General features: G+C 40.3%; 19 protein-coding genes, 2 tRNA genes and 1 pseudogene. 7 read left to right on the top strand and 15 right to left on the bottom strand.

Translation table 11 applies throughout. The annotated features are described in order from the left end of the window. Both QT76_RS08380 and uvrB read left to right on the top strand, forming a co-directional pair. A pseudogene (locus QT76_RS08380) lies at positions 1 to 259 on the top strand (histidinol dehydrogenase); the annotation flags it as partial. A 40-nt stretch (positions 260 to 299) separates the two neighbouring features. Beyond that, positions 300 to 2,276, top strand: a complete 1,977-nt coding sequence (uvrB, locus tag QT76_RS03920) for an excinuclease ABC subunit UvrB (RefSeq protein WP_033616677.1) — start codon at positions 300 to 302, stop codon at positions 2,274 to 2,276. A 23-nt stretch (positions 2,277 to 2,299) separates the two neighbouring features. On the opposite strand, the gene QT76_RS03915 is transcribed toward uvrB, so the two are convergent. From QT76_RS03915 to QT76_RS03890, 6 genes are all read right to left on the bottom strand, one after another. Next, a complete protein-coding gene (locus QT76_RS03915; RefSeq protein ID WP_033616675.1) occupies positions 2,300 to 3,133 on the bottom strand; it encodes an outer membrane protein in 834 nt (277 codons plus the stop codon). 198 nt (positions 3,134 to 3,331) lie between these two features. Further along, positions 3,332 to 4,654 carry an adenylosuccinate lyase gene (gene purB, locus QT76_RS03910; protein ID WP_033616674.1) on the bottom strand — a complete coding sequence of 441 codons (1,323 nt, stop codon included), beginning with the start codon at positions 4,652 to 4,654 and terminating at the stop codon, positions 3,332 to 3,334. A 110-nt stretch (positions 4,655 to 4,764) separates the two neighbouring features. After that, positions 4,765 to 5,709 (bottom strand): thiamine pyrophosphate-dependent enzyme, encoded by a 945-nt coding sequence (locus QT76_RS03905; protein WP_000238168.1) that lies wholly within the window; start codon positions 5,707 to 5,709, stop codon positions 4,765 to 4,767. A gap of 12 nt (positions 5,710 to 5,721) precedes the next feature. Beyond that, positions 5,722 to 6,945, bottom strand: coding sequence for a 2-oxoacid:ferredoxin oxidoreductase subunit alpha (locus QT76_RS03900; RefSeq protein WP_033616673.1), 1,224 nt, complete (start codon positions 6,943 to 6,945; stop codon positions 5,722 to 5,724). A gap of 9 nt (positions 6,946 to 6,954) precedes the next feature. Then, positions 6,955 to 7,347, bottom strand: coding sequence for a 4Fe-4S dicluster-binding protein (locus QT76_RS03895; RefSeq protein WP_000656174.1), 393 nt, complete (start codon positions 7,345 to 7,347; stop codon positions 6,955 to 6,957). Positions 7,348 to 7,362: 15 nt separating this feature from the next. Then, on the bottom strand, positions 7,363 to 7,923 hold the full coding sequence (locus tag QT76_RS03890; RefSeq protein ID WP_000486466.1) for a pyruvate flavodoxin oxidoreductase subunit gamma: 561 nt from the start codon (positions 7,921 to 7,923) through the stop codon (positions 7,363 to 7,365). A gap of 289 nt (positions 7,924 to 8,212) precedes the next feature. On the opposite strand from QT76_RS03890, the gene QT76_RS03885 reads away from it, so the two are divergent. Beyond that, entirely contained in the window at positions 8,213 to 8,875 is a 663-nt protein-coding gene (locus QT76_RS03885) for an outer membrane protein (RefSeq protein WP_033616672.1), read from the top strand. A gap of 6 nt (positions 8,876 to 8,881) precedes the next feature. Here QT76_RS03885 and QT76_RS03880 read toward each other — a convergent pair whose 3' ends face one another. Further along, positions 8,882 to 10,189, bottom strand: a complete 1,308-nt coding sequence (locus QT76_RS03880) for a hypothetical protein (RefSeq protein ID WP_033616671.1) — start codon at positions 10,187 to 10,189, stop codon at positions 8,882 to 8,884. 186 nt (positions 10,190 to 10,375) lie between these two features. On the opposite strand from QT76_RS03880, the gene QT76_RS03875 reads away from it, so the two are divergent. Next, positions 10,376 to 11,791, top strand: coding sequence for a glycosyltransferase family 8 protein (locus QT76_RS03875; protein ID WP_033616670.1), 1,416 nt, complete (start codon positions 10,376 to 10,378; stop codon positions 11,789 to 11,791). 11 nt (positions 11,792 to 11,802) lie between these two features. Here QT76_RS03875 and QT76_RS03870 read toward each other — a convergent pair whose 3' ends face one another. The 4 genes from QT76_RS03870 to QT76_RS03855 all read right to left on the bottom strand — a co-directional run bounded on the left by QT76_RS03870 (position 11,803) and on the right by QT76_RS03855 (position 15,986). Continuing rightward, positions 11,803 to 12,849, bottom strand: coding sequence for an NAD(P)-dependent alcohol dehydrogenase (locus QT76_RS03870; protein WP_033616669.1), 1,047 nt, complete (start codon positions 12,847 to 12,849; stop codon positions 11,803 to 11,805). Positions 12,850 to 13,018: 169 nt separating this feature from the next. Beyond that, complete coding sequence (locus QT76_RS03865) at positions 13,019 to 14,029, bottom strand: glucokinase (protein ID WP_033616668.1); 1,011 nt, start codon at positions 14,027 to 14,029, stop codon at positions 13,019 to 13,021. Continuing rightward, complete coding sequence (gene pgl / locus QT76_RS03860; RefSeq protein WP_033616667.1) at positions 14,016 to 14,699, bottom strand: 6-phosphogluconolactonase; 684 nt, start codon at positions 14,697 to 14,699, stop codon at positions 14,016 to 14,018. Before pgl ends, QT76_RS03865 begins: the two co-directional genes overlap by 14 nt. Before the next feature lie 9 nt (positions 14,700 to 14,708). Further along, positions 14,709 to 15,986, bottom strand: coding sequence for a glucose-6-phosphate dehydrogenase (locus tag QT76_RS03855; RefSeq protein ID WP_033616666.1), 1,278 nt, complete (start codon positions 15,984 to 15,986; stop codon positions 14,709 to 14,711). Positions 15,987 to 16,051: 65 nt separating this feature from the next. On the opposite strand from QT76_RS03855, the gene edd reads away from it, so the two are divergent. The 3 genes from edd (at position 16,052) to hcpC (ending at position 19,464) form a co-directional block, all read left to right on the top strand. Further along, complete coding sequence (gene edd, locus QT76_RS03850; protein WP_033616665.1) at positions 16,052 to 17,878, top strand: phosphogluconate dehydratase; 1,827 nt, start codon at positions 16,052 to 16,054, stop codon at positions 17,876 to 17,878. A gap of 18 nt (positions 17,879 to 17,896) precedes the next feature. Beyond that, positions 17,897 to 18,517: a bifunctional 4-hydroxy-2-oxoglutarate aldolase/2-dehydro-3-deoxy-phosphogluconate aldolase gene (locus QT76_RS03845; protein ID WP_033616664.1), complete on the top strand. Its 621-nt coding sequence runs from the start codon at positions 17,897 to 17,899 to the stop codon at positions 18,515 to 18,517. Between the two features lie 74 nt (positions 18,518 to 18,591). After that, positions 18,592 to 19,464 (top strand): Sel1-like repeat protein HcpC, encoded by an 873-nt coding sequence (gene hcpC / locus QT76_RS03840; protein WP_033616663.1) that lies wholly within the window; start codon positions 18,592 to 18,594, stop codon positions 19,462 to 19,464. 146 nt (positions 19,465 to 19,610) lie between these two features. Here the strand turns inward: hcpC and QT76_RS03835 are convergent, their stop codons facing one another. The 4 genes from QT76_RS03835 to QT76_RS03815 all read right to left on the bottom strand — a co-directional run bounded on the left by QT76_RS03835 (position 19,611) and on the right by QT76_RS03815 (position 22,518). Beyond that, complete coding sequence (locus QT76_RS03835; protein ID WP_033616662.1) at positions 19,611 to 20,363, bottom strand: SDR family oxidoreductase; 753 nt, start codon at positions 20,361 to 20,363, stop codon at positions 19,611 to 19,613. Positions 20,364 to 20,384: 21 nt separating this feature from the next. After that, entirely contained in the window at positions 20,385 to 21,920 is a 1,536-nt protein-coding gene (locus tag QT76_RS03830; RefSeq protein ID WP_033616661.1) for a membrane protein, read from the bottom strand. A gap of 430 nt (positions 21,921 to 22,350) precedes the next feature. Beyond that, positions 22,351 to 22,426 (bottom strand) — tRNA-Ala (locus QT76_RS03820). A gap of 15 nt (positions 22,427 to 22,441) precedes the next feature. Continuing rightward, a tRNA-Ile gene (locus QT76_RS03815) sits at positions 22,442 to 22,518 on the bottom strand. Positions 22,519 to 22,525: the final 7 nt, after the last annotated feature.

The following is a 22,525-nucleotide window of genomic DNA, read 5'->3' as shown; positions in this document are numbered from 1 at the left end:
AAAAACAAACGCAAGCGATAAGTAACATTAACCAAGCTAAAACGAACGCTAATAACGAAATAAGCGAAAAACAAACGCAAGCGATAAGTAACATTAACGAAGCTAAAACGAACGCTAACAATGAAATAAGCACCAACAAGCAAGAAGTTTTAAACAATATCACGCAAGCTAAAACTACAGCCACAAGCGAGATTAACGAAGCGAAAAACACGATCATTATCAAAACATTGATTTTTTGAGATTGAATAAAGCGTGTTAAAAATCCACTATAATACCCCTAAAAAATGCGAGTTTTAAAGATGCCTTTATTTGATTTAAAAAGCCCTTATCCACCAGCAGGAGATCAGCCCCAAGCCATAGAAGCTTTAACAAAAAGCTTGAAAAATAACAACCATTATCAAACTCTAGTGGGGGTTACAGGGAGCGGTAAGACTTATACGATGGCCAATATCATCGCTCAGACCAATAAACCCGCTTTGATCATGAGCCATAATAAGACCTTGTGCGCACAGCTTTATAGCGAGTTTAAGGCGTTTTTCCCGCATAATAGGGTGGAGTATTTTATCTCCCACTTTGATTACTACCAGCCTGAAAGCTATATCCCTAGGAGGGATTTATTTATTGAAAAAGACAGCTCTATTAACGATGATTTAGAGCGTTTGAGGTTGAGCGCGACCACCTCGCTTTTAGGTTATGATGATGTGATCGTGATAGCGAGCGTTTCGGCTAATTATGGTTTGGGTAACCCTGAAGAATATTTGAAAGTCATGGAAAAAATCAAAGTGGGCGAGAAGCGCGCTTACAAGAACTTTTTATTAAAGCTAGTGGAAATGGGTTATAGCCGTAATGAAGTGGTGTTTGATAGGGGGAGCTTTAGAGCGACGGGGGAATGCGTGGATATTTTCCCCGCTTATAATGACGCTGAATTTATTAGGATTGAATTTTTTGGCGATGAGATAGAAAGGATTGCGGTCTTTGACGCTTTAGAAAGAAATGAAATCAAGCGCTTGGATTCTGTCATGCTTTATGCGGCCAGTCAGTTTGCCGTAGGGAGCGAGAGGTTGAATTTAGCCATTAAAAGCATTGAAGATGAACTCGCTTTAAGATTGAAATTTTTTAAAGAGCAGGATAAAATGCTTGAATACAACCGCCTCAAACAACGCACTGAGCATGATTTAGAAATGATTAGCGCAACCGGTGTGTGTAAGGGCATTGAAAATTACGCGCGCCATTTTACAGGTAAAGCCCCTAACGAAACGCCTTTTTGTTTGTTTGATTATTTAGGGATATTTGAGCGGGAGTTTTTAGTCATTGTAGATGAAAGCCATGTGAGTTTGCCGCAATTTGGGGGGATGTATGCAGGGGATATGAGCAGGAAAAGCGTTTTAGTGGAATATGGTTTTAGATTGCCTAGCGCTTTAGACAACCGCCCTTTAAAATTTGATGAATTTATCCATAAAAATTGCCAGTTCCTTTTTGTGTCCGCTACGCCCAATAAGCTAGAATTAGAGCTTTCCAAAAAGAATGTCGCTGAGCAAATCATTCGCCCTACAGGGCTTTTAGACCCTAAATTTGAAGTGCGAGACAGCGATAAGCAAGTCCAGGATTTATTTGATGAAATCAAGTCAGTGGTGGCCAGAGATGAAAGGGTGCTCATCACCACGCTCACTAAAAAAATGGCAGAAGAATTGTGTAAATATTATGCTGAATGGGGCTTGAAAGTGCGTTACATGCATAGCGAAATTGACGCGATTGAAAGAAATCACATTATCCGCTCTTTAAGGCTTAAGGAATTTGATGTTTTAATAGGGATCAATCTTTTAAGAGAGGGGCTGGATTTGCCTGAAGTTTCTTTAGTAGCGATCATGGATGCGGATAAAGAGGGGTTTTTAAGGAGCGAAACAAGCCTCATTCAAACCATGGGGCGAGCTGCTAGAAACGCTAACGGCAAGGTTTTATTATACGCTAAAAAGATCACCCAAAGCATGCAAAAAGCCTTTGAGATCACGAGTTACAGGCGCGCCAAACAAGAAGAGTTCAATAAAATCCATAACATCACCCCTAAAACCGTTACTCGCGCTTTAGAAGAGGAATTGAAATTAAGAGACGATGAGATTAGAATCGCTAAAGCCTTAAAAAAGGACAAAATGCCTAAAAGTGAAAGGGAAAAAATCATTAAAGAATTGGATAAAAAAATGCGAGAATGCGCGAAAAATTTGGATTTTGAAGAAGCGATGCGTTTGAGAGACGAAATCGCAAAATTAAGAACGCTTTAAAAACTATCGCTTAAAAATTGCATTTAAAAACTATAAGTGTAGTTGAAATAAACCGAGTAATTGCGCCTGAAATCAACTTGGTATAACAAGCTGTTGATCCCGTATTCCAAAAATCGTAAAACTTTGAGGATATCTTCACTATTATTGCTAATGTTATTCATGGAATAATAATGGTTAAAATAATAAGTGGGGATTTTAATCCCAAAGCCAAATTGGTTGCGCTTATTCCCTAAACGAACCCCTAAATTTACCAAAAACTGGAAGCCATTTGGATCCACTTTCCCGCCAAAAGTGTCTAAAAGAAGCGCTTGATACAATAACGCATCGCTCAATTTATCATACACCCCAGCAAAAGCAATCCCCAGATTGAACCCGGCAAAAAACTTATCCCCATTATAAGCGTTAAGCAATAAATCCATATAAGTGCCGTAAGTGGAAATGATGACAGACTGCGATTCTTTTTGGCCATAAAGAGAGGCGCTCAAATCATAAAATAGCCCCCACCTGAAGCCAAACCACTTCGTTTCTTCATGCTTACCCACCCATTTATAGCCCACCTGAACGCCAAGGCCGTTAGACACATACGAATTTTTAAAAACAGGGCTTAAACTATCGCTGAAAATGATTTGGCTTTTATTGAATTGCTGGGATAAATTCAAGTTGCTGTAGTTGTGCTGAATGCTCCCCAACTGATACCCAAGCCCCAAATAAAACGCCGATTGATCCGCATAGCGTTTGATGGGCGAAACCACCTTTTTATTAAAAAAAGTGTAATCCCCTTTAATCAAAACATCTTTAAAACCCTCTGCATTAAGCGTGCAAAAAAGCCCTAAAATTAAGTATAACGCTCGTTTCAAAAAACCCCTTAAAACTTCAATTTTTTACCGCTTTATTAAAAAAAGTGTAATCCCCTTTAATCAAAACATCTTTAAAACCCTCTGCATTAAGCGTGCAAAAAAGCCCTAAAATTAAGTATAACGCTCGTTTCAAAAAACCCCTTAAAACTTCAATTTTTTACCGCTTATTTTATAGTTTTGTTTTTGTAAAAACGCGCCTTATTCAAACACTCTTTTAAAAATCGCTCCCACGTTTTTAGTGTAATAGTTGTAATCAAAACATGCTTTGATTTCGTCCTCGCTCAAATATTTTTTCAAGCGTTCATCGTTGAGTAGGGCGTTTAAAAACAAATTTTCATCAGCGTTTTTAAAAGCACCTTGTTGCAAAACCTCCCATATTTTCATCGCATTTTCTTGCACGATAGAATAGCTCTCTTCTCGGCTCAAACCTTTTTTAGGCAATTCCAATAACACCCGTTGCGAAAAGACTAGCCCCCCACTCAAAGCTAAATTTTTAAGCATGTTTTTAGGATAAACCACCAAATTTTTAATCACGTTGTTCAAGCGGCTGAGCATAAAATCGCTAGTGATAAACAGATCGGGTAATGCAAAACGCTCCACAGAGCTATGGCTCATGTCCCTTTCATGCCATAAGGCGACATTTTCTAGCATAGGGGTCGTAAAAGAGCGAATCACCCTGCAAAGCCCGGTGATATTCTCGCTCAATATGGGGTTTCTTTTATGAGGCATCGCAGAGCTTCCTTTTTGCCCTGTTGAAAAAGCTTCTTCCACTTCATAGACTTCACTGCGTTGCAAATGGCGGATATTGACAGCGATTTTTTCACAACTGCTCGCTAAAAGAGCCAGATCGCATGCAAGCCTAGCGTAGCGGTCTCTTTGAATGACTTGATTATTGATATTGGCGGTTTTTAAGCCTAAAAATTCGCACGCTAATTCTTCTAATTCTAAGGGAGCGTGTGCGAAATTCCCCATAGCCCCACTGATCGCTCCCACGCTGATAAATTCCATCGTTAAATCTAAGGCTTTTAAATGCCGTTTGATTTCATCAGCAAAAAGGGCTAACACTAAGCCAAAAGTAATGGGTTCGCCAAACACCCCATGGCTTCTGCCTACCATTAGCGTGTCTTTATGCTCTAAAGCCCTGTTTTTAAGGGTTTCATAAAGGTTTTGAACGCCTTTTTGAATGAGCTTTAAGCTTTTGGTCATCAATAACGCCATAGCCGTATCAATGCAATCGCTAGAAGTGATCCCATAATGGAAAAAGCGGGATTCTTCACCCAAGCTTTCAGCCACGCAAGTAGTGAAAGCGATTAAATCATGCTTAGTGGTTTTTTCAATTTCTTTGATGCGTTCAAGATTAAATGCCGCTTTTGAGCAGATTTTTTCACAATCGCTATCTTGGATTTGCCCAAGCTTGTTCCACGCCCTAACAACAGCTTTCTCCACTTCTAAATAGGTTTCAAATTTGGTTTGCTCATTCCATAGGGCTTTCATTTCTTCATTCGCATAGCGTTCTAACACCGGACAATCCTTACAATCAAAATGGGATTTATGTTACTTTAAAGGGGTTTAAAGAATCAAGGGGGAAAATCGTACAAGGCACAAAAAAGCCCCTTGATTTAATGGAAAGGTTATACTTTAGCTTCTTCTCTGCGTTGCAAGTATTCCCAACGCTCATTCACATCTTTTTGCAATTCTTCAATGATGTGTTCGTTTTCCTTTTTGAAAAGGTGTTTGAAGCGCTTTTGAGCCGCTAAATAATCCCTTACAGGAATGATATTTCTCGGGCGGTAAGTGATTTTCAATTCCCTGCCATTAAAGATTTCAAACAAGGGGAACATCAAGCTATCCACAGCCATATCCGCTAATTCAATGGTTTTATTGGATTCAAATTTCCATTCAGTCGTGCATGGGCTAAGAGCGTTGATAAAGCAAGGCCCTTCAGTGTCTAGAGCGGTTTTAATCTTTTTATTCATGTCTTTCCATTTGTTAGGCGAGAGTTGCGCCACATAAGGGACCCCATGGCTTGCCATGATATTGACGATGTCTTTTTTCTTTTCTTTTTTACCAAAGCTCACCGATCCTGATGGCGTGGTAGAAGTGCTAGCCCCTAATGGCGTAGAGCCGCTTCTTTGACCGCCGGTATTGGCGTAGTTTTCATTATCTAGGCAAATGTAAGTCATGTCATGCCCTCTTTCCATGCAACCGCTGATGAATTGAAGACCAATATCATAACTGGCCCCATCGCCTCCAAACGCCACAAATTTTGGTTTTTGACCTTGATAGCGGCCCTTATTCACTAAAGCCTTATACATCGCTTCCACCCCTGAAATCGCCGTAGAGCCATTTTCAAAACCAATATGAATCCAAGGCACATCCCATGAAGTGTGCGGATACACAGCCGAGCATACCTCTAAACAACCGGTAGAATTGCCTAAAACAATAGGCCCATCTACAGCGTTTAAAACTTCGCGCACAATAATGCCATGCCCACAACCTGGACAAAGCAAGTGCGAGCCTTGGAATTTCTCAGCGCTTTGGCTAAAACCTTTGAGTGTTTTGACTTCTTTTACCATGATATTTCCTTTTTAAAAAAAGCTCATTTTAGGGCCGTGCAAACCTACGAATTGTTGGGTAGGGTGCGTGAGCGTGCCTTTAAGAGCGTCTTCATTGATTTCTTCAAAAATCTCGCATAAATGCGCGATCGTCATATCCCTTTCGCCTAAACCATAAATGTAGTTAGACACCACCGGGTGTTTAGTCCCTTGGGTTTGATACACCGTGCTCGTTACTTCATTAAACATCGCCCCCATAGCGCCCGCTGGAGAGCTTTTATCTAAAATCGCTAAAGCTTTAAGGTTTTTCAAATCCTGCCCCAATTTTTCATAAGGGAAGGGGCGTAAGGAATGGATGGTGGCCACGCCGGCCTTAATGCCTTTTTTACGCATTTCTTTAGCCGCCACGATAGCGGATTCATAAGTAGTGCCTAACGCAAAGATAGCGATTTCAGCGTCTTCTAGCTGGAAAGTTTTGGTCAAATGGTATTGTCTGCCTGTGAGTTTAGCGAAATCATTGAACACTTCTTCAATCACAGAAGACGCGCTCATGATGGCATGGTGGAGTTGGGCTTTATGCTCATAATGCCATTCTTCTTCAGCTTGTGCGCCATAGCTTACCGGTTTATCAAAATCCAAAAGGGAATGCTTGGTTTGGTATTCGCCTACGAATTGATAAGCCACTGCATCGCTCAAAGGGCGGACATTCTGCACGGTGTGCGAGCATAAAAAACCATCTTGATTGACAATGGTAGGCACGCGCACCTTTTGGTGCTCTGCGATTTTAAACGCCATTAAAGTGAAATCGTAAGCTTCTTGAGGGTTGCATGTGCATAAACTTACCCAGCCAGAATCCCTACTTAAATACATATCAGAGTGATCGCCATGGATATTTAAAGGGGTTGCTAAAGCACGATTGACTAAATTCAAAACAATAGGCAAACGCATGCCAGAAGCCTGGTATAAAACCTCTACCATTAGCGCCAAACCTTGAGAGCTGGTCGCAGTGCTGACTCTCCCTCCAGCTGCCGCAGCTCCCACGCATGCGCTCATGGCGGCATGTTCAGATTCCACTAAAACGAATTCGCCATCAATATAGCCATTATCCTTAAAGGTGCCATAATTTTGCACAATGGGCGTTGATGGGGTGATAGGATAGGCTGCGATGACATCAATTTGAGCCTGTCTTAAAGCGTTAGAACTAGCGGTATTGCCATCCCACACTTCTATCTCTTGCAATTCAATACTTTTTGCCATATTTTTTCCTTATGATTTTTTCTTTTCTTGTTTTTGCGGCCATTGAGTGAGGGCGGTAGCGGGCTCAATTTGTTCTTCAAACATCCATAGCGATTTAGGGTTGGTGGGGCAGACATCCACGCACACGCCACAGCCTTTACAATGAGAATAATCCACGCCTTTTAACTTGCCCTCTCTTGAAAGAATGGCAGCGTCTGGGCAATAAACCCAACAATTAAAGCAATTGATGCAAATATTATTGTTATGCACAGGCTTAGCCACGCGCCAATGAGCCACTGAAGTGGTGAAGTAGCTTTGCTCGGTGTAATGGCGCTCATCGTTGTGTTTTTCCATTTCGCTTTGTGCGTTTTTTTCAAAAGGGAAGAGCACCGCTCCCATTTCAAATTCATTCCAATCTTTCATCTTTGTTCCTTAATGTTATTGAACTTCTTCATAAGCTCTTTGGATAGCGAGCATGTTAGCGTCAATGACTTCTTGCGTGAGTTTTTTGCCTAAAACTTTCTTAAAAGCTTCTTTAAAAGCCTCAATTTCAAGCATGCCAGACACTTTCATTAAAGCTCCTAGCATGGGCGTGTTAGGGATGGGGCGTTTTAAGGTTTCCATAGAGATCTTTAAACAATCCACTAAAAACACCTTACGGGTTTTTAATTCAGGTTTTTTTTCAAACAATTCTTCTTTGTTAAGATAGCTGGTGATGATATAAGTCGTGTCTTCTTTTTCATTGGCGAAGATGTTTTCAATGAAAACCAAACCGGGATCAATCACCAGCACATAATCAGGCTGCATGAAGCGTTCATGGTTTAAAATAGGCTCATCATCAACGCGGTTATAAGCCATCATAGCAGCCCCCCTTTTAGCTGAGCCATAAGAAGCGAACGCTTGCACTTCTTTGCCTGTTTTTGAAATCACATCAGCTAACCCTTTAGCGCCAGTGATTGCGCCTTGACCCGCTCGTGCATGCCATCTAATTTGAAACATGGTAATATGTCTCCTTAATATCGTATAAAATAAATTGAATTTAGCCCAAACATTATACAAGAAAAACTATTAATGTGTCTTATAACAATATCTTTTTAGGAATTTTTATAGGAAAATGGGGGCATACTTACAAGAATTATGGCTATTTTATGGCTATTTATTCTAAAAAGATAGGCGTTCTTAATCAAAATCACTAATATTTATTTTAAACTTTGTTATTATTAGGGTGTGATTTGATTTTAGTCTGTATGGGGCAAGTGTGGGGCAGGATAACATAAGGAATTGGGTTATGAATAAAACAACGGTTAAAATATTGATGGGCATGGCGTTATTATCATCGCTTCAAGCCGCAGAGGCAGAGCTTGATGAAAAATCAAAAAAACCTAAATTTGCGGACAGGAATACGTTTTATTTAGGGGTTGGGTATCAGCTTAGCGCGATCAACACATCTTTTAGCACCGAGTCTGTAGATAAATCGTATTTCATGACCGGCAATGGCTTTGGTGTGGTGTTAGGGGGGAAATTTGTGGCCAAAACGCAAGCTGTAGAGCATGTGGGTTTTCGTTACGGGTTGTTTTATGATCAGACCTTTTCTTCTCACAAATCCTATATTTCTACCTATGGTTTAGAATTTAGTGGTTTGTGGGACGCTTTCAATTCGCCAAAGATGTTTTTAGGGTTAGAGTTTGGCTTAGGCATCGCTGGGGCGACTTACATGCCAGGAGGGGCTATGCATGGGATTATCGCTCAAAATTTAGGCAAAGAAAATTCGCTTTTCCAATTGCTTGTGAAAGTGGGTTTTCGTTTTGGCTTTTTCCACAATGAAATCACTTTCGGGTTGAAATTCCCTTTCATTCCTAACAAAAGAACTGAAATCGTTGATGGATTGAGCGCGACCACTTTATGGCACCGCTTACCGGTCGCTTATTTCAATTATATCTATAATTTTTAGATATGGTTATTTAGAGGTTTTAGATTTGACAAAATCAATCAACTCTCGTGTGTCTATGGTTAGGGTTAAGAATTGCTGATAGGTAGTGATCCACTTGCCCCCTTTCCCATACAAATGATACCCATCGCCCCCACCTAAAAAGTTAAAAAACGCATCCGCTCGCACGCTTATCCATTTATTTTTATAAACATAGTAAAGCCCTATCATGTCAAAATTAGGGGCTCTATACCATGGCAAGCCGGTATAAAGGGATTGGCCATAAGTAGCATAAAAATGCATTTGAGGTTTGTTGGAAAAATAGTATCTGTTAAAAATCCCAAAGCCTTTGTATTGCGCTTGGGCGTAAAATTCCCCCCCAAAGCTGTTATAAAATTGAGCGTTTTTGCACTCGCTAGCATAACGCACGCAATAATGGGTTTGAGACGACTGCGTGCCAAAGGTCATAAAAATATTGTCCATATAAGGCATGAGATTTTTAAAATCCGCTTTTAAATAAGCATGGTAATAGACCCTGTCTAAAATGGTAGGGTTAGAGTATTTCCCTATTTCTCCGCCTTGTGGGTTATTTTTTTGACTGAAATAGGGGTAGCCATTAGGCCATTGCGGGGTTATATCGCCTGGTTTGAGATAGGAATTTCCGCCATAAGGGTAGTTATTTCCCATGCTATGATGGCTGGCGTTATGAAAAATGACAAGCTGCCCCCCCAAACCTAAATACCCTTTAAGAAACTGAAATTCTGAAGAAACAAAATACAAGAATTGATCAAAATCGTAATTTTTCTTTTTGGGCTGGTTGTTCCAATTACGCCCCCCATACCAATCCACAACGCCCTCAAACCACCCATTCCACCAACGATTGGGATCATAAGCTGGTTTGAATTGAAACGCTCCTCCCCTAAAAGTGGGGTCTATAAACCAAAAAAGTTTTTTAAAAGCGCTTAAAGGGTAATGCCCTATTTGATAGCTTCGCGGCACAATGCCTAAAAAAAATCTCAAATTTTTCCCTATGTATTGGTAATACATGGTAACCCCCCACGAATAAGGGAAATAGCTATAATGCGTGTGTAAATTTTGAATGAACCACGCTCCAAACATCAAGGCCTGTCTTTTGTCCAATTGAACGCCAATTTGAGGCATGAGACGACCTTGCATTTTGGTTAGGCTATTCCAATAAGGGTTGTTATTTGGGGCCACTAAATTGAAATTAAAGCTCATGAACTTCAAGTCATAGACAAAACTAGCCGCTTTTATTAAGGGTGGTATTGAAAAACTTGAAATTAACAACGCATAAAGAGATTTTTTTAAGAAAATCAAACTAAAATACAGCCCCTTTCATCATCTTTTAAAATTGCAGCATTTAAAATAGCGGCACTTAAAGACAAGATGCGATTTTAAATTAATTTTCATTAAAAACAGCATAAAAACCAAAAACAGAACCCTTTCAAGTTCGGTTTTTTTTTTTTTTGATAAAATAGCTTCAAAAAAGGGTGTTTAATTTTTATGACTTCAGCTTCAAACCATTCTTTTACAGAACAAGATTTTCATATCCCTATCGCTTTCGCTTTTGATAAGAATTACCTTATTCCTGCGGGCGCATGCATTTATTCCTTGCTAGAAAGCATCGCTAAGGCTAATAAAAAAATCCGTTACACCCTACACGCTTTAGTGGTAGGATTGAATGAAGAAGATAAAGCAAAGCTTAATCAAATCACAGAGCCTTTTAAAGAATTTGCTACTTTAGAAGTAAAAGATATTGAACCTTTTTTAGACGCTATCCCCAACCCTTTTGATGAGGATTTCACCAAGCGTTTTTCTAAAATGGTGTTAGTGAAATATTTTCTAGCGGATTTATTCCCCAAATATTCTAAAATGGTGTGGAGCGATGTGGACGTTATCTTTTGCAATGAATTTAGCGCTGATTTCTTAAACATTAAGGAAAATGATGAGAATTATTTTTATGGGGTTTTAGGAGGTGGAGAGCGCCATGTGTTGGAAGGGTTTTTGTTTTGTAATTTAGATTACCAGCGCAAGAACCATTTTGTCTCAAAAACCCATGCACTTTTGGAAGAAAACAAGGCTACAGAAGAATTGGATTTCACCCAATGGTGTTGGCCTAACATGAAAGCTTTAGGGATTGAGTATTGCGTTTTCCCTTGGTACTACACGATTAAAGATTTTTCTAATGCATACTTAAACGAGAATTATAAAAAAACCATTTTAGAAGCGCGAAAGAACCCTATCATTATCCACTATGACGCTTGGTGGGGGGCGGTGAAGCCTTGGGACTATCCTTTTGGTTTAAAAGCGGATTTATGGCTGAACGCTTTGGCTAAAACCCCTTTTATGAGCGACTGGATTGATTCGATCGCTAGGGTGGAAATAGGCAGCGAAAAATGGCATCGTTACCACAGCATTGTTGCCTATCACTACTACTTTCCCCTATGGAAGACTGAAGAGCAGATCGCCCACGACGCACTCAAGACCTTTTTAGACCATTATTTTTCGTGCATCCATACCACAATCAAGCAAGAAAATCTCGGAATGTTCTTGAACCACTACTTCTCGCATGCCCATGCAGAGATCAAAGAAAACTCCCTTGAAGCGTTCTTGAACCACTACTTCTCGCATGCCCATGCAGAGATCAAAGAAAACTCCCTTGAAGCGTTCTTGAACCACTACTTCTCGCATGCCCATGCAGAGATCAAAGAAAACTCCCTTGAAGCGTTCTTGAACCACTACTTCTCGCATGTTTATAGGCTCCCTAAAAACGCACGAAAGAAACTCTTTAGGGTGTTTATCAAACACTGCATCCTCATACCACTCAAGAGCCTTATTAGTAAAACCCTTAAAATCCTAGGACTCCATGCACTAGCCAAAAAAATCCTAATCAAACTCAAGCTTTTAGGAAAGGGCTAGAGCCAAAACCTTTAATCAAACGATTTTTTCATGTCAATCACATAGCGGAATTTCGCTTTCCCATGGGTTAGGTTATGATAAGCGGTGTCAATATCCTTGCCTAAAATCAAATCCACTTCAGGGTAAATATTGTGTTTGATAGAAAAATCCATCATCTCTTGGGTTTCTTTAATGCCCCCAATCAATGAGCCATAAACCTTGCGATTGCTTAAATAGATAAAATCAAAAACGCTAAGTGCTGGGGCGACTTCTACAGGGGGGAGTCCCACAAGGGCTAGATCGCCATTATAAGTTAAGAGCTTGAGGTAGTCTTTTAAATCATAATGGGTAGGAATGGTTGAAATGATAAAGTCCAATTCCTCTTTGCATTGTTTGGGGTCAGTATAGAAATGTTTAACCCCCATGCTCAAAGCGTCTTGCTTTTTGTGTTCGTTTCTTGCAAAAACGCTCACTTCAGCCCCCATAGCCACAGCGTATTTAACCGCCATGCCTCCTAGCCCGCCAAACCCAGCGACACCAACTTTTGTGCCTTTAGTAACCTTAGAAAATTTTAAGGGCGAATAAGTGGTGATGCCCGCACAAAGCAAGGGGGCCACTTTTTCTAAAGGAGCGTTTTTATCCACGCTAATCACATAGTTTTCATCCACGACAATATTATTAGAGTATCCGCCCATGTGGGGTTCATTGTCATGGAAAGAATCCAAACAATCATAAGTAAATACCACTTTGGCGCAAAATTGCTCTTGGTGTTCTTTACAGGGCTTACATGTTTTGCATGAATTGACAAAACAGCCCACGCCCACCACATCGCCAACCTTAAATTTCTTAACTTCCTTACCCACTTCTTTGATGACCCCAGCAATTTCATGCCCAGGAACCATAGGATAAATGCCTTCTTTCCATTCGCTATAAGCGCTATGAATATCGCTATGGCAAATCCCTGCATAAAGAATGTCAATCAGCACATCTTTAGGGCCTACAGCATGGCGGCTAAAATCATGGGGCTTGAAATGCCCGTCTTTAGAAAAAATAGCAAAACCTTTAGATGGAACTCTCATTAAAACTCCTTGTTTGATTAAAATACCGCTATTGTATCGTTTTTATGGTTTGCTTATGTTCCTATAGGTTTAACTAATTTGATAGTTATTGGCTATATGGTAGCGTTGTTTGGCGCGTTTAAACGCACCCCTTACACTAATCGCTTTTATCTTAAGCGGCTACTATTTGCTAAATTTTATCATGCAGTAAGTAATTCTCTAACGCAATGCCCGCCCCATCAAGTCCGGGAGTTTTTTTCAACACGACATGCACAGGGATAGAAGCGAGAAACGCTCCCATGCGCCCTTTCGTTTCAAAACGCGCTCTAAAAGGCGAGGTTTTAAAATAGTCAATGAATCGTGGGATAATCCCCCCACACAAATACACCCCACCTCTAGCACCCAAAGTGAGAGCCACATCAGCAGCGAGTGTGCCAAGCATGGAGCAAAAAGTGTCCAAGGTCAATCGGCATATAGGGTAATCCCCATTCAAAGCGCGTTCGCTAATGATTTGTGGGGTCAATTCAGCCTTGCTCAATTTCGCCACTTTTTCTAAGCCTTTTCGTTTGGATAAAGCTTCATAAATCAGCACCAAGCCGCTCCCGCTCAAAAACCTTTCCGCGCTCACATGGTTGAATTTAGAGCGGGCGTATTGCCACACTAAAATTTCCAAATCATCAAAAGGGGCAAAGCTCACATGCCCCCCTTCGCCGGGCAAGACTTTCAAAGAGCCATCGCTGTTTTGGATAAGAGTGCTTACCCCAAGCCCCGTTCCTGGCCCTAAAATCGCTTTAGGGGCGTTGATCTCGCACTTAATCCCGCCTATTTGGGCCAGATCGTTTTCTTGCATCGCGCTAATGGCATAGGCTTGCGCGACAAAATCATTGATGACAAGCAATCTCTCTAAGCTCAAACATTGCCGTGTCGTTTCAATAGAAAAAGTCCAATGGTTGTTCGTCATTTGGACAAAATCCCCCATAATGGGCGTAGCCACAGCAAAAGAGCCATAAATAGGGTGCAGTTTAAGGCTTTCTTTGCATTTAGAAAGGTAAAACCGCACCGCATCGCTCAAGCTTTCAAAATCGTTACATGGTAAAACTTCAATGCATTCAATCTGTCGTGGGGCGACTTCCAAACCAAAGCGCGCGTTCGTGCCGCCAATATCGGCTAAGAGTCTTGGGTAAGTTTCAGTTTTTGGCATAAAACACCTCCGTGGTAACTTTTTTAGAATGTAAAATCCGAGCAATCGGCAGAGAATAGGGGGCGTTTTCTTTTAAAGCCTTTTCTAAAACCTCCCTTTTTTCTGCCCCACTAATGCTTAAGAAAAGTTTTTCGCAATTTTCTAAAGCGTTAACAGACATGCTCAGGCGCTCATAAGGAGCACTAATTGGCTTAGTCAAAACGATATTTTCTTTTTCTTCGTTTAAAAAAGCGCTCGTTTCGGGAAAAAGGCTAGCCGTATGCCCATCAGTCCCCATGCCCAAAATGGCTAAATGGGGCTGTTTGAAATGCTGGTTAGCAAAATGAAAAAGCGCGTTTGTATCGCTAGAAATCTTTTTGGGCAAAAGCGGGGTGAAAGAAGCTTTTAAGGCGTTATTTTGCAACAAGTAGTCATGCAATAATTTAGTGTTGCTGTCATCATGGCTAGCCTCTATAATGCGTTCATCTACTAAACTGATTGAACACTCATGCCATTTGAGATCCAAAACGCTCAATTTTTGCAACAAGCTAATGGGCGAACGGCCCCCAGAAAAAGCGATAGAAACTTGATGGTGCTTTTTTAAGGCGGCGTTAAAAAATCCTTTAAAACGCTCTATTAAAGCCCTGTGGCAATCTTCTAAACTTTCAAATTCAAACAATTGATAACCCATGAAATCCCTTTACTGATAGAGTGGTTTTAAAAATTCTGATTCGTTGAGATTATGGCTTTCATAGGAATATAAGGGCGTGGTGTTATTGATAAAACCCTCTATGAGCGTGTCAATAAAAACCCATGACGCTTCTAATTCCAGCTGGTGGGCGAAATTATTGTGGTTATTTTGTATCGCATCATAGAGCAATTTAGCGTAGGGCTGTAAAAATTCTTGTTTGTTGTGGGTTTCTAAAATAAGGGGGTTTTGATGATCTTTTAGGGTGAGGGTGATTTTATCTTGAGAGAGGAAAAATTCTAGCGTATTGACCGCGTTAAAATGGATTTTCACGCTCGCTTGGTTGCGGGGCATTTTTTTAGCGTGCTTAAGGTAGAAAGGCACGCCTTTAAATTTAGGCGTATCCAAAAAGGCTTTAATAGCGACAAAAGTCTCTGTCTGGCTCTTTTTATGAACCTTATTTTCATCTCTATAGCCTTGATATTGGGCCCGAATAACCTGTTTTTTAAAGTCTTTAGGGGGTTGTAAGGTTTTTAAAACCTTGATTTTTTCTTTCCTCAAATCCTTTAAATCGTTAGGTAAATCTGTAGCGATAAGGGATAAAACTTGCAAGAGATGGTTTTGAACCATATCCCTTAAAGCCCCAATTTTATCGTAAAATTCGCCTCTTTCTTCCACCCCTAAAGTTTCATACACGCAGATTTCAACCGCGCTGATTTGATCCCATAAAATGTTTAAGATAGGGTTATTCAGGCGCAATTCAAGGATATTTTGAACGCCCTTTTTCCCTAAATAATGATCGATTCTAAAGATTTGTTCTTCTTTAAAAAAAGCGCTAATGCTTTGGAAAATCTCTTTACAAGTCTTTAAATCATGCCCTAAGGGTTTTTCTAAAATCAAACGAGTGTTGGCGTGATTGAGCGCGTTTTGGGCCAAATTTTGAGCGGTCGTTGCAAAAAAACTAGGGGAGATAGAAAAGTAGAAGATTAAGGGCTTATTTTTTGTAGCGATTTTACTCAATTCTTCAAAGTCTTTAGGGTTATCCAAACGGACGCGCAAATAACTGATATGGGTTAAAAATTCCTCACCCTTTTCTCTTGAATGCAGTTGTGTCTTTTCACAAAGGAGCGCTAAAAACTCTTCATTGGATAGCTCCTTACGCCCCGATGCGATAATTCTAGAATCTTTTTTAAAACCATAATGAATATAAATTTCATAGAGCGAAACAAAGAGCTTTCGCATGGCTAAATCCCCAGTCGCGCCAAAAAGAACCAAATCAAAATCCAGCATCAATAACCCTTTTAGAGTGTTTTTAAGTTATTATTATATATTAAATCTTAATTGAAGGGGTGTTCATGCCTAAGCATTCTTTAGAACAAATCAAAGAAAAAATTACAGAGCGTAGCAAAAAAACCAGAGAACTTTATTTAGAAAATATCTTTAACCCTAAAAACCAGCCCAAGATTGAGAGTTTGGGTTGCGCGAATATTGCCCATGTTACGGCGAGCATGCCAGAGCATTTAAAAATGCCTTTAGGTTCGCATAAAAGAAAGCATTTTGCGATTATCACCGCTTATAATGACATGCTTTCAGCCCACCAACCTTTTAAAAATTACCCTGATTTGATTAAAAAAGAGTTGCAAGAGCATAATGCTTATGCGAGCGTCGCTAGTGGGGTGCCAGCGATGTGTGATGGTATCACGCAGGGTTATGAGGGAATGGAATTGAGCTTATTCAGTAGAGATGTGATCGCCTTAAGCACCGCCGTAGGGTTAAGCCATAATGTTTTTGACGGGGCGTTTTTTTTGGGCGTGTGCGATAAAATCGTGCCAGGCTTGCTCATAGGAGCGTTAAGTTTTGGGAATTTAGCGAGCGTGTTTGTGCCAAGCGGGCCTATGGTGAGCGGGATAGAAAATTATAAAAAAGCCAAAGCACGCCAAGATTTTGCAATGGGAAAGATCAACAGAGAAGAGCTTTTAAAAGTGGAAATGCAAAGCTATCATGATGTGGGCACTTGCACTTTTTATGGCACGGCTAATTCCAATCAAATGATGATGGAATTTATGGGGTTGCATGTGGCTAATTCTAGTTTTATCAACCCTAACAACCCCTTACGGAAGGTTTTAGTAGAAGAGAGCGCGAAAAGATTAGCGAGTGGGAAGGTTCTGCCTTTAGCCAAACTCATTGATGAAAAAAGCATTCTTAACGCTCTTATAGGCTTAATGGCAACCGGAGGTTCTACTAACCACACTTTGCATTTGATCGCTATCGCTAGATCTTGTGGGGTGATCCTCAATTGGGACGATTTTGACGCTGTTTCTAATCTCATACCTCTTTTAGCTAAAGTCTATCCTAACGGATCAGCGGATGTGAACGCTTTTGAAGCGTGTGGGGGCTTAGCGTTTGTGATCAAGGAATTGTTAAAAGAGGGGCTTTTATTTGAAGACACTCATACCATTATGGATACAGAAACGCAAAAAGGCATGCAAAATTACACCAAAACCCCCTTTTTAGAAAACGACCAATTGGTGTATAAAGACGCCATCAACCATAGCCTGAATACGGATATTTTACGCCCTGTTAGCGAGCCTTTTGCCGCTAATGGGGGGCTTAAAATTTTGAAGGGTAATTTGGGGCGGGCCGTGATTAAAATCTCAGCCATTAAAGATGAGCATAGGAAAGTCAAGGCCAGAGCGATTGTTTTTAAAACCCAAAGCGAATTTTTAGAACGCTTTAAAAATAAAGAATTAGAAAGGGACTTTGTGGCGGTCTTGCCTTTCCAAGGACCTAAATCTAACGGCATGCCAGAATTGCACAAACTCACCACGAATTTAGGGGCTTTGCAGGATATGGGCTATAAGGTTGCGCTGGTTACTGATGGGCGCATGAGCGGGGCGAGTGGGAAAGTGCCTAGCGCGATCCATTTAAGCCCTGAGGGAGCGTTAAATGGGGCGATCATTAAGATTAAAGATGGCGATTGGATAGAATTAGACGCTCCTAATAACGCCCTGAATGTGCTTGAAAAGGATTTTGAAAATAGAGGCATCAACCCCTTGTTTTTAGAAACCTTAGAAAATTTAGAAAAGCCTACTTTTGGGCTGGGTAGGGAATTATTTACAAGCTTGAGATTGAATGTTAATACCGCTGAAGAGGGTGCTATGAGTTTTGGCATAAAGGTATAAAAATATAAAGGAGATAAAATGCAAGATAAAATAATAGAGGTTTTACAAATTAGCCCCATTGTCCCTGTGGTGGTGATTGAAAATATAAAAGACGCTGTGCCTTTAGCGCAAAGCCTGATAGAGGGGGGTATTCCAATCATAGAGGTTACTTTGCGCTCCAGTTGCGCTTTAGAAGCCATAGAGCTTATCGCTAAGAATGTGCCAAAAATGCGCGTGGGTGCTGGCACGATTTTAAATCTTACTCAATTAGAGCAAGCGCAAAATAGGGGGGCAGAGTTTTTGATTAGCCCGGGTCTTACGCCTAGCCTTTTAGAACACGCAAAGAAAAAAGGCATGCCCCTAATACCTGGGGTTTCTAGCAGTAGTGAAGTCATGCAAGCCTTAGAATTGGGTTATAGTGCTTTGAAATTTTTCCCGGCAGAGTATTGTGGGGGCGTTAAACTTTTAAACGCTTTTAATGGCCCTTTTAAAGGGGTGAAATTTTGCCCCACTGGGGGGATTAGCGCAGATAACATGCGTTCTTATTTGAATTTAGAAAATGTTTTGTGTGTGGGGGGGAGTTGGCTTACCCCTAAAGATTTAATTCAAAACAAAGAGTGGGATAAAATCACAGAAATTTGCAAGCGGGCGTTAGCTTAAGATAACAAAGAGATCATGGCATTTTGTATTTGCTTAATAACACTATAATAAAATTTTTAATAAGGAGATACATCATGTTAGAAAATGTCAAAAAGTCCTTTTTTAGGGTTTTGTGCTTGGGTGCGTTGTGTTTAGGGGGGCTAATGGCAGAGCAAGACCCTAAAGAGCTTGTGGGTTTGGGGGCAAAGAGCTACAAAGAGAAAGATTTCACTCAAGCGAAGAAATATTTTGAAAAAGCTTGCGATCTGAAAGAAAATAGCGGGTGTTTTAATTTAGGGGTGCTTTATTATCAAGGGCAGGGGGTGGAAAAAAACTTGAAAAAAGCCGCTCAATTTTACGCTAAGGCTTGCGATTTGAATTACAGCAATGGGTGTCATTTGCTAGGGAATTTATATTACAGCGGGCAAGGCGTGTCCCAAAACACCAACAAAGCCTTACAATACTACTCTAAAGCGTGCGATTTGAAATACGCCGAAGGGTGCGCGAGCTTAGGGGGGATTTATCATGATGGTAAAGTGGTAACTAGGGATTTTAAAAAAGCGGTGGAATATTTCACTAAAGCTTGCGATTTAAACGATGGCGATGGTTGCACGATATTAGGGAGCTTGTATGATGCAGGCAGAGGCACGCCTAAAGATCTGAAAAAGGCGCTCGCTTCGTATGACAAGGCTTGCGATTTAAAAGACAGCCCGGGGTGCTTTAACGCAGGGAATATGTATCATCATGGCGAAGGCACAGCGAAGAATTTTAAAGAGGCTCTCGCTCGTTATTCTAAAGCATGCGAGATGCAAAACGGCGGAGGGTGTTTCAATTTGGGGGCTATGCAATACAATGGCGAAGGCGTAACAAGGAATGAAAAGCAAGCCATAGAAAACTTTAAAAAAGGCTGTAAATTGGGTGCTAAAGGGGCGTGCGATATTCTCAAACAGCTCAAAATCAAAGTTTAGTTTGAAGAAAGCTTGATTGAACGGCTTTCGTTTGATTAGCTTTAATCTTTTTTTTGTTTTATCGTTTTGGATTTCATTCTAAAATAAAACTTAAAGAGATGATCGCTTATTCTTCAAGCTCTTTTATTGTTTGTTTTAAAAACCCTTTAAGAGTTTTTATGGGTGAATAGGGGGGCGAAAGTTTGGCTTGTGGGCATGATTTCTATGCGGTTGATATTGACATGCAAGGGTTGTTCATAAATCCATAACACAATATCAGCAATATCTTGTGGTTTAAGGTAAGTGGTGTTTTCATAAACGGATTGGGCTTTGATTTTATCACCCTTAAAACGCACCATACTGAATTCTGTTTCGCCACACAAACCAGGCTCAACATTGCTCACTCTAATGTTAGTGCCAGCCAAATCCGCTCGCAAATTTAAAGAAAATTGTTTCACAAACGCCTTGCTCGCTCCATAAACATTCCCTCCAGGATAGGCGTAAGTGCCAGCGATAGAGCCAAGGTTGATGATGGTCCCTTGGTTATGCTCTATCATAGAGGGTAAAATCAAACGAGTGAGGTATAATAACCCCTTGATATTCGTGTCTATCATGACTTCCCAGTCGTTGAACTCGCATTCATAAGCCTTGTTTAAGCCTAGAGCTAAGCCGGCGTTATTGATTAAAGCGTCAATACGATCCGTCATGGAAAAAATAGTCTCTACCGCTTGCTTAGTTTCAAGCTTGTTTTTAAGATCAAAACACAGGGGAATGAAACGCTTAGGGTAAGCAAGCTGTAATTCTTGCAAATTCTTTTGCCGTCTCCCTGTGCCAAAAACCACATGGTTTTTTTGTAAAAACGCCTTAGCGATTTCTAACCCAAACCCTGAAGTCGCCCCGCTAACTAAAATGTGCGCCATAGCCATTCCTTAAAAACAAGTTTAAAAAAGCCCCTTAAGCCCTTTTTCAAGCTTTTCTTTGAGCTTATCATCTTTAAGCAAATGATCTAAACCTTTTTTAAGGGTGTCGTTTTTTAGGATTTCTTTCAAGCCTTGTTGCAGGTTTTGTTGGATGGCTTTTTCGTTTAAAATGAGGGAAAATTTTGGCTGGTGCATGTTACCTTGAAGTTTCATTTTAAAAATGAATTTTAAGATTTCCGCATCCATGAGCATGTCCATTTGCTTGGTGTTTAAATCCAACAAGCCGTTATGGATTTTCAATTGGGTTTTGGGGCTTTTTAAGCTGAGATCAGAGAGCAGGCGTTGTTGGTTGATTTGGCTTACCAGATTGACATCGTTATAAATTTCTTTAGTAATATCAAATTTAGAAATGGAGTAGAGGAAATCGCTGAATGCATTTTTGAGGAATCTTGCGTTTTTTAGGCGGGCTTTCAATACGCCTTGCTTGGCGATAAAATCATAATCCAAGTTAGCGTCTGCAATGGATTGGAAAAATTTAGGGTAATGGAATAAGTCTAGGGCTTTTAAAGTGGAAATATTGGAAAAACGGGCTTTCAAATCTTTATTTAAAAGCGTGAAATCTAGCGTGCCGTCTAGCAAATTTGAATGGCCGCTGACTTTTAAGAGCTTGGGGCTTTGTTCTATAGCGCCTTTTAAAGTCAAGCTCCCTTTTAAGGGGTGGTTAATCATGTTTTGGAGTTTGGCTAGATTGGGTATTTCTAAAGTGTAGGGGGCGTTGAGTTTTAAAACAGAGAAAAGATATTCGCTTTTTAGGGCTGTGAAATTAACTAAAGGGCTAGTTAGGGTGGTATCGCTGATGGCTTTGTTTTCTTTAAAATCGCTTGAGTGCGAGAGGTTGAAGATAAGCGTGTCTTTAAGGTTTAAATGAAAGATTTGATTGATTAGGGCGTTATTGATTAAAGCGTTATGGGCTGTTAGGATCAAATGCCCCTCTAAAGGCTTTAGAGAGTTAAAATCCGCCTGTAAGGACACTTTTGCGTTCGCATAAGCGGGGCGATTGATTAAATAAAGCAAATCTTCTAAATTGGCGTCTTTTGCGTTCAAATTTAAGTGAGAAAGCTTGAAATCGTCTAAAAGGGCGTTGTAGGCAGTGTGGGATTGAGCGACATTAGAGACGCCTTGAATCACAAGGGCTTTTCTATGCCCTTTAATGTTCCCAGAAGTAACAATAGCCCCCCTTAAAGGGTAGGGTATCCATTCTTTGAAAGAGCGTAAATTTTTAATGTCTATATGGTAATTCAAGTTTACGCTTTGCTTTAAAAGCGAGAAATCCCCCTTAAGAATGAGCGTGGAATCATCGTTGGCTTGAGCTTCAAAGTCTAAAGAGTTGAATCTCAATTTAAAGGTTTTAACGCTCAAGTAGCGCTCGTTCGGGTTGATTTTTTTCTCTATATACGAAGCGATGATTTTATTCCCCCATTCTGTAAAAAGGATAAAATAGGTTGTTAAAAGGCCGATTAAAAGAAGCGCGAGTAGGGTATAAAGAAATTTTTTCATGTTTGTTTGTCCTTGAAATAAATTGAATAGAATATATTAGCTTGTTTTGTAAGGGTTTCTAACATTTTTTCCACGCTCTAACGAAAGGCTTGAATTGAGCTGATAAAGAAAGAATGAAGCGCTCAAAACCCACCATTTAGTAACAACACGCTTACAATCATTGAAAAACTCAAAACCCTAAAATTTTAAGCCCCTAGAACAAATATAAGCCGATAAAGCCGCCAAAGATAGAAAGCGAAAAGTTATAAAGCAAAAGAGATTTTGCGCCATTTAAAGAACAAAGCAAATAAAAAATCTCAATCCAACTCAATCTTTTATCAAGGAGCTTTGAGTTAAAAGACTTGCGGCGTTAAACAAAGACGATCCAATCGTTTAAGATTTCTCAACCAAGACACGACTGATAAAAAGAAAAAATTTAAGGAGAAAACAATGGTGGAGAATAGCGGGATCGAACCGCTGACCTCCTGCGTGCAAAGCAGGCGCTCTCCCAGCTGAGCTAATTCCCCAAAGATGGTAAAAAATGGTGGGCTTAGGAGGAGTTGAACCTCCGACCTCACCCTTATCAGGGGTGCGCTCTAACCACCTGAGCTATAAGCCCTTTAAAG

It is taken from the genome of Helicobacter pylori SA37A (assembly GCF_000476015.1).
GTDB lineage: Bacteria > Campylobacterota > Campylobacteria > Campylobacterales > Helicobacteraceae > Helicobacter > Helicobacter pylori_DB.
Note: the sequence above shows the minus strand (reverse complement) of the source record. Positions and strands in the feature narration are given on the sequence as shown.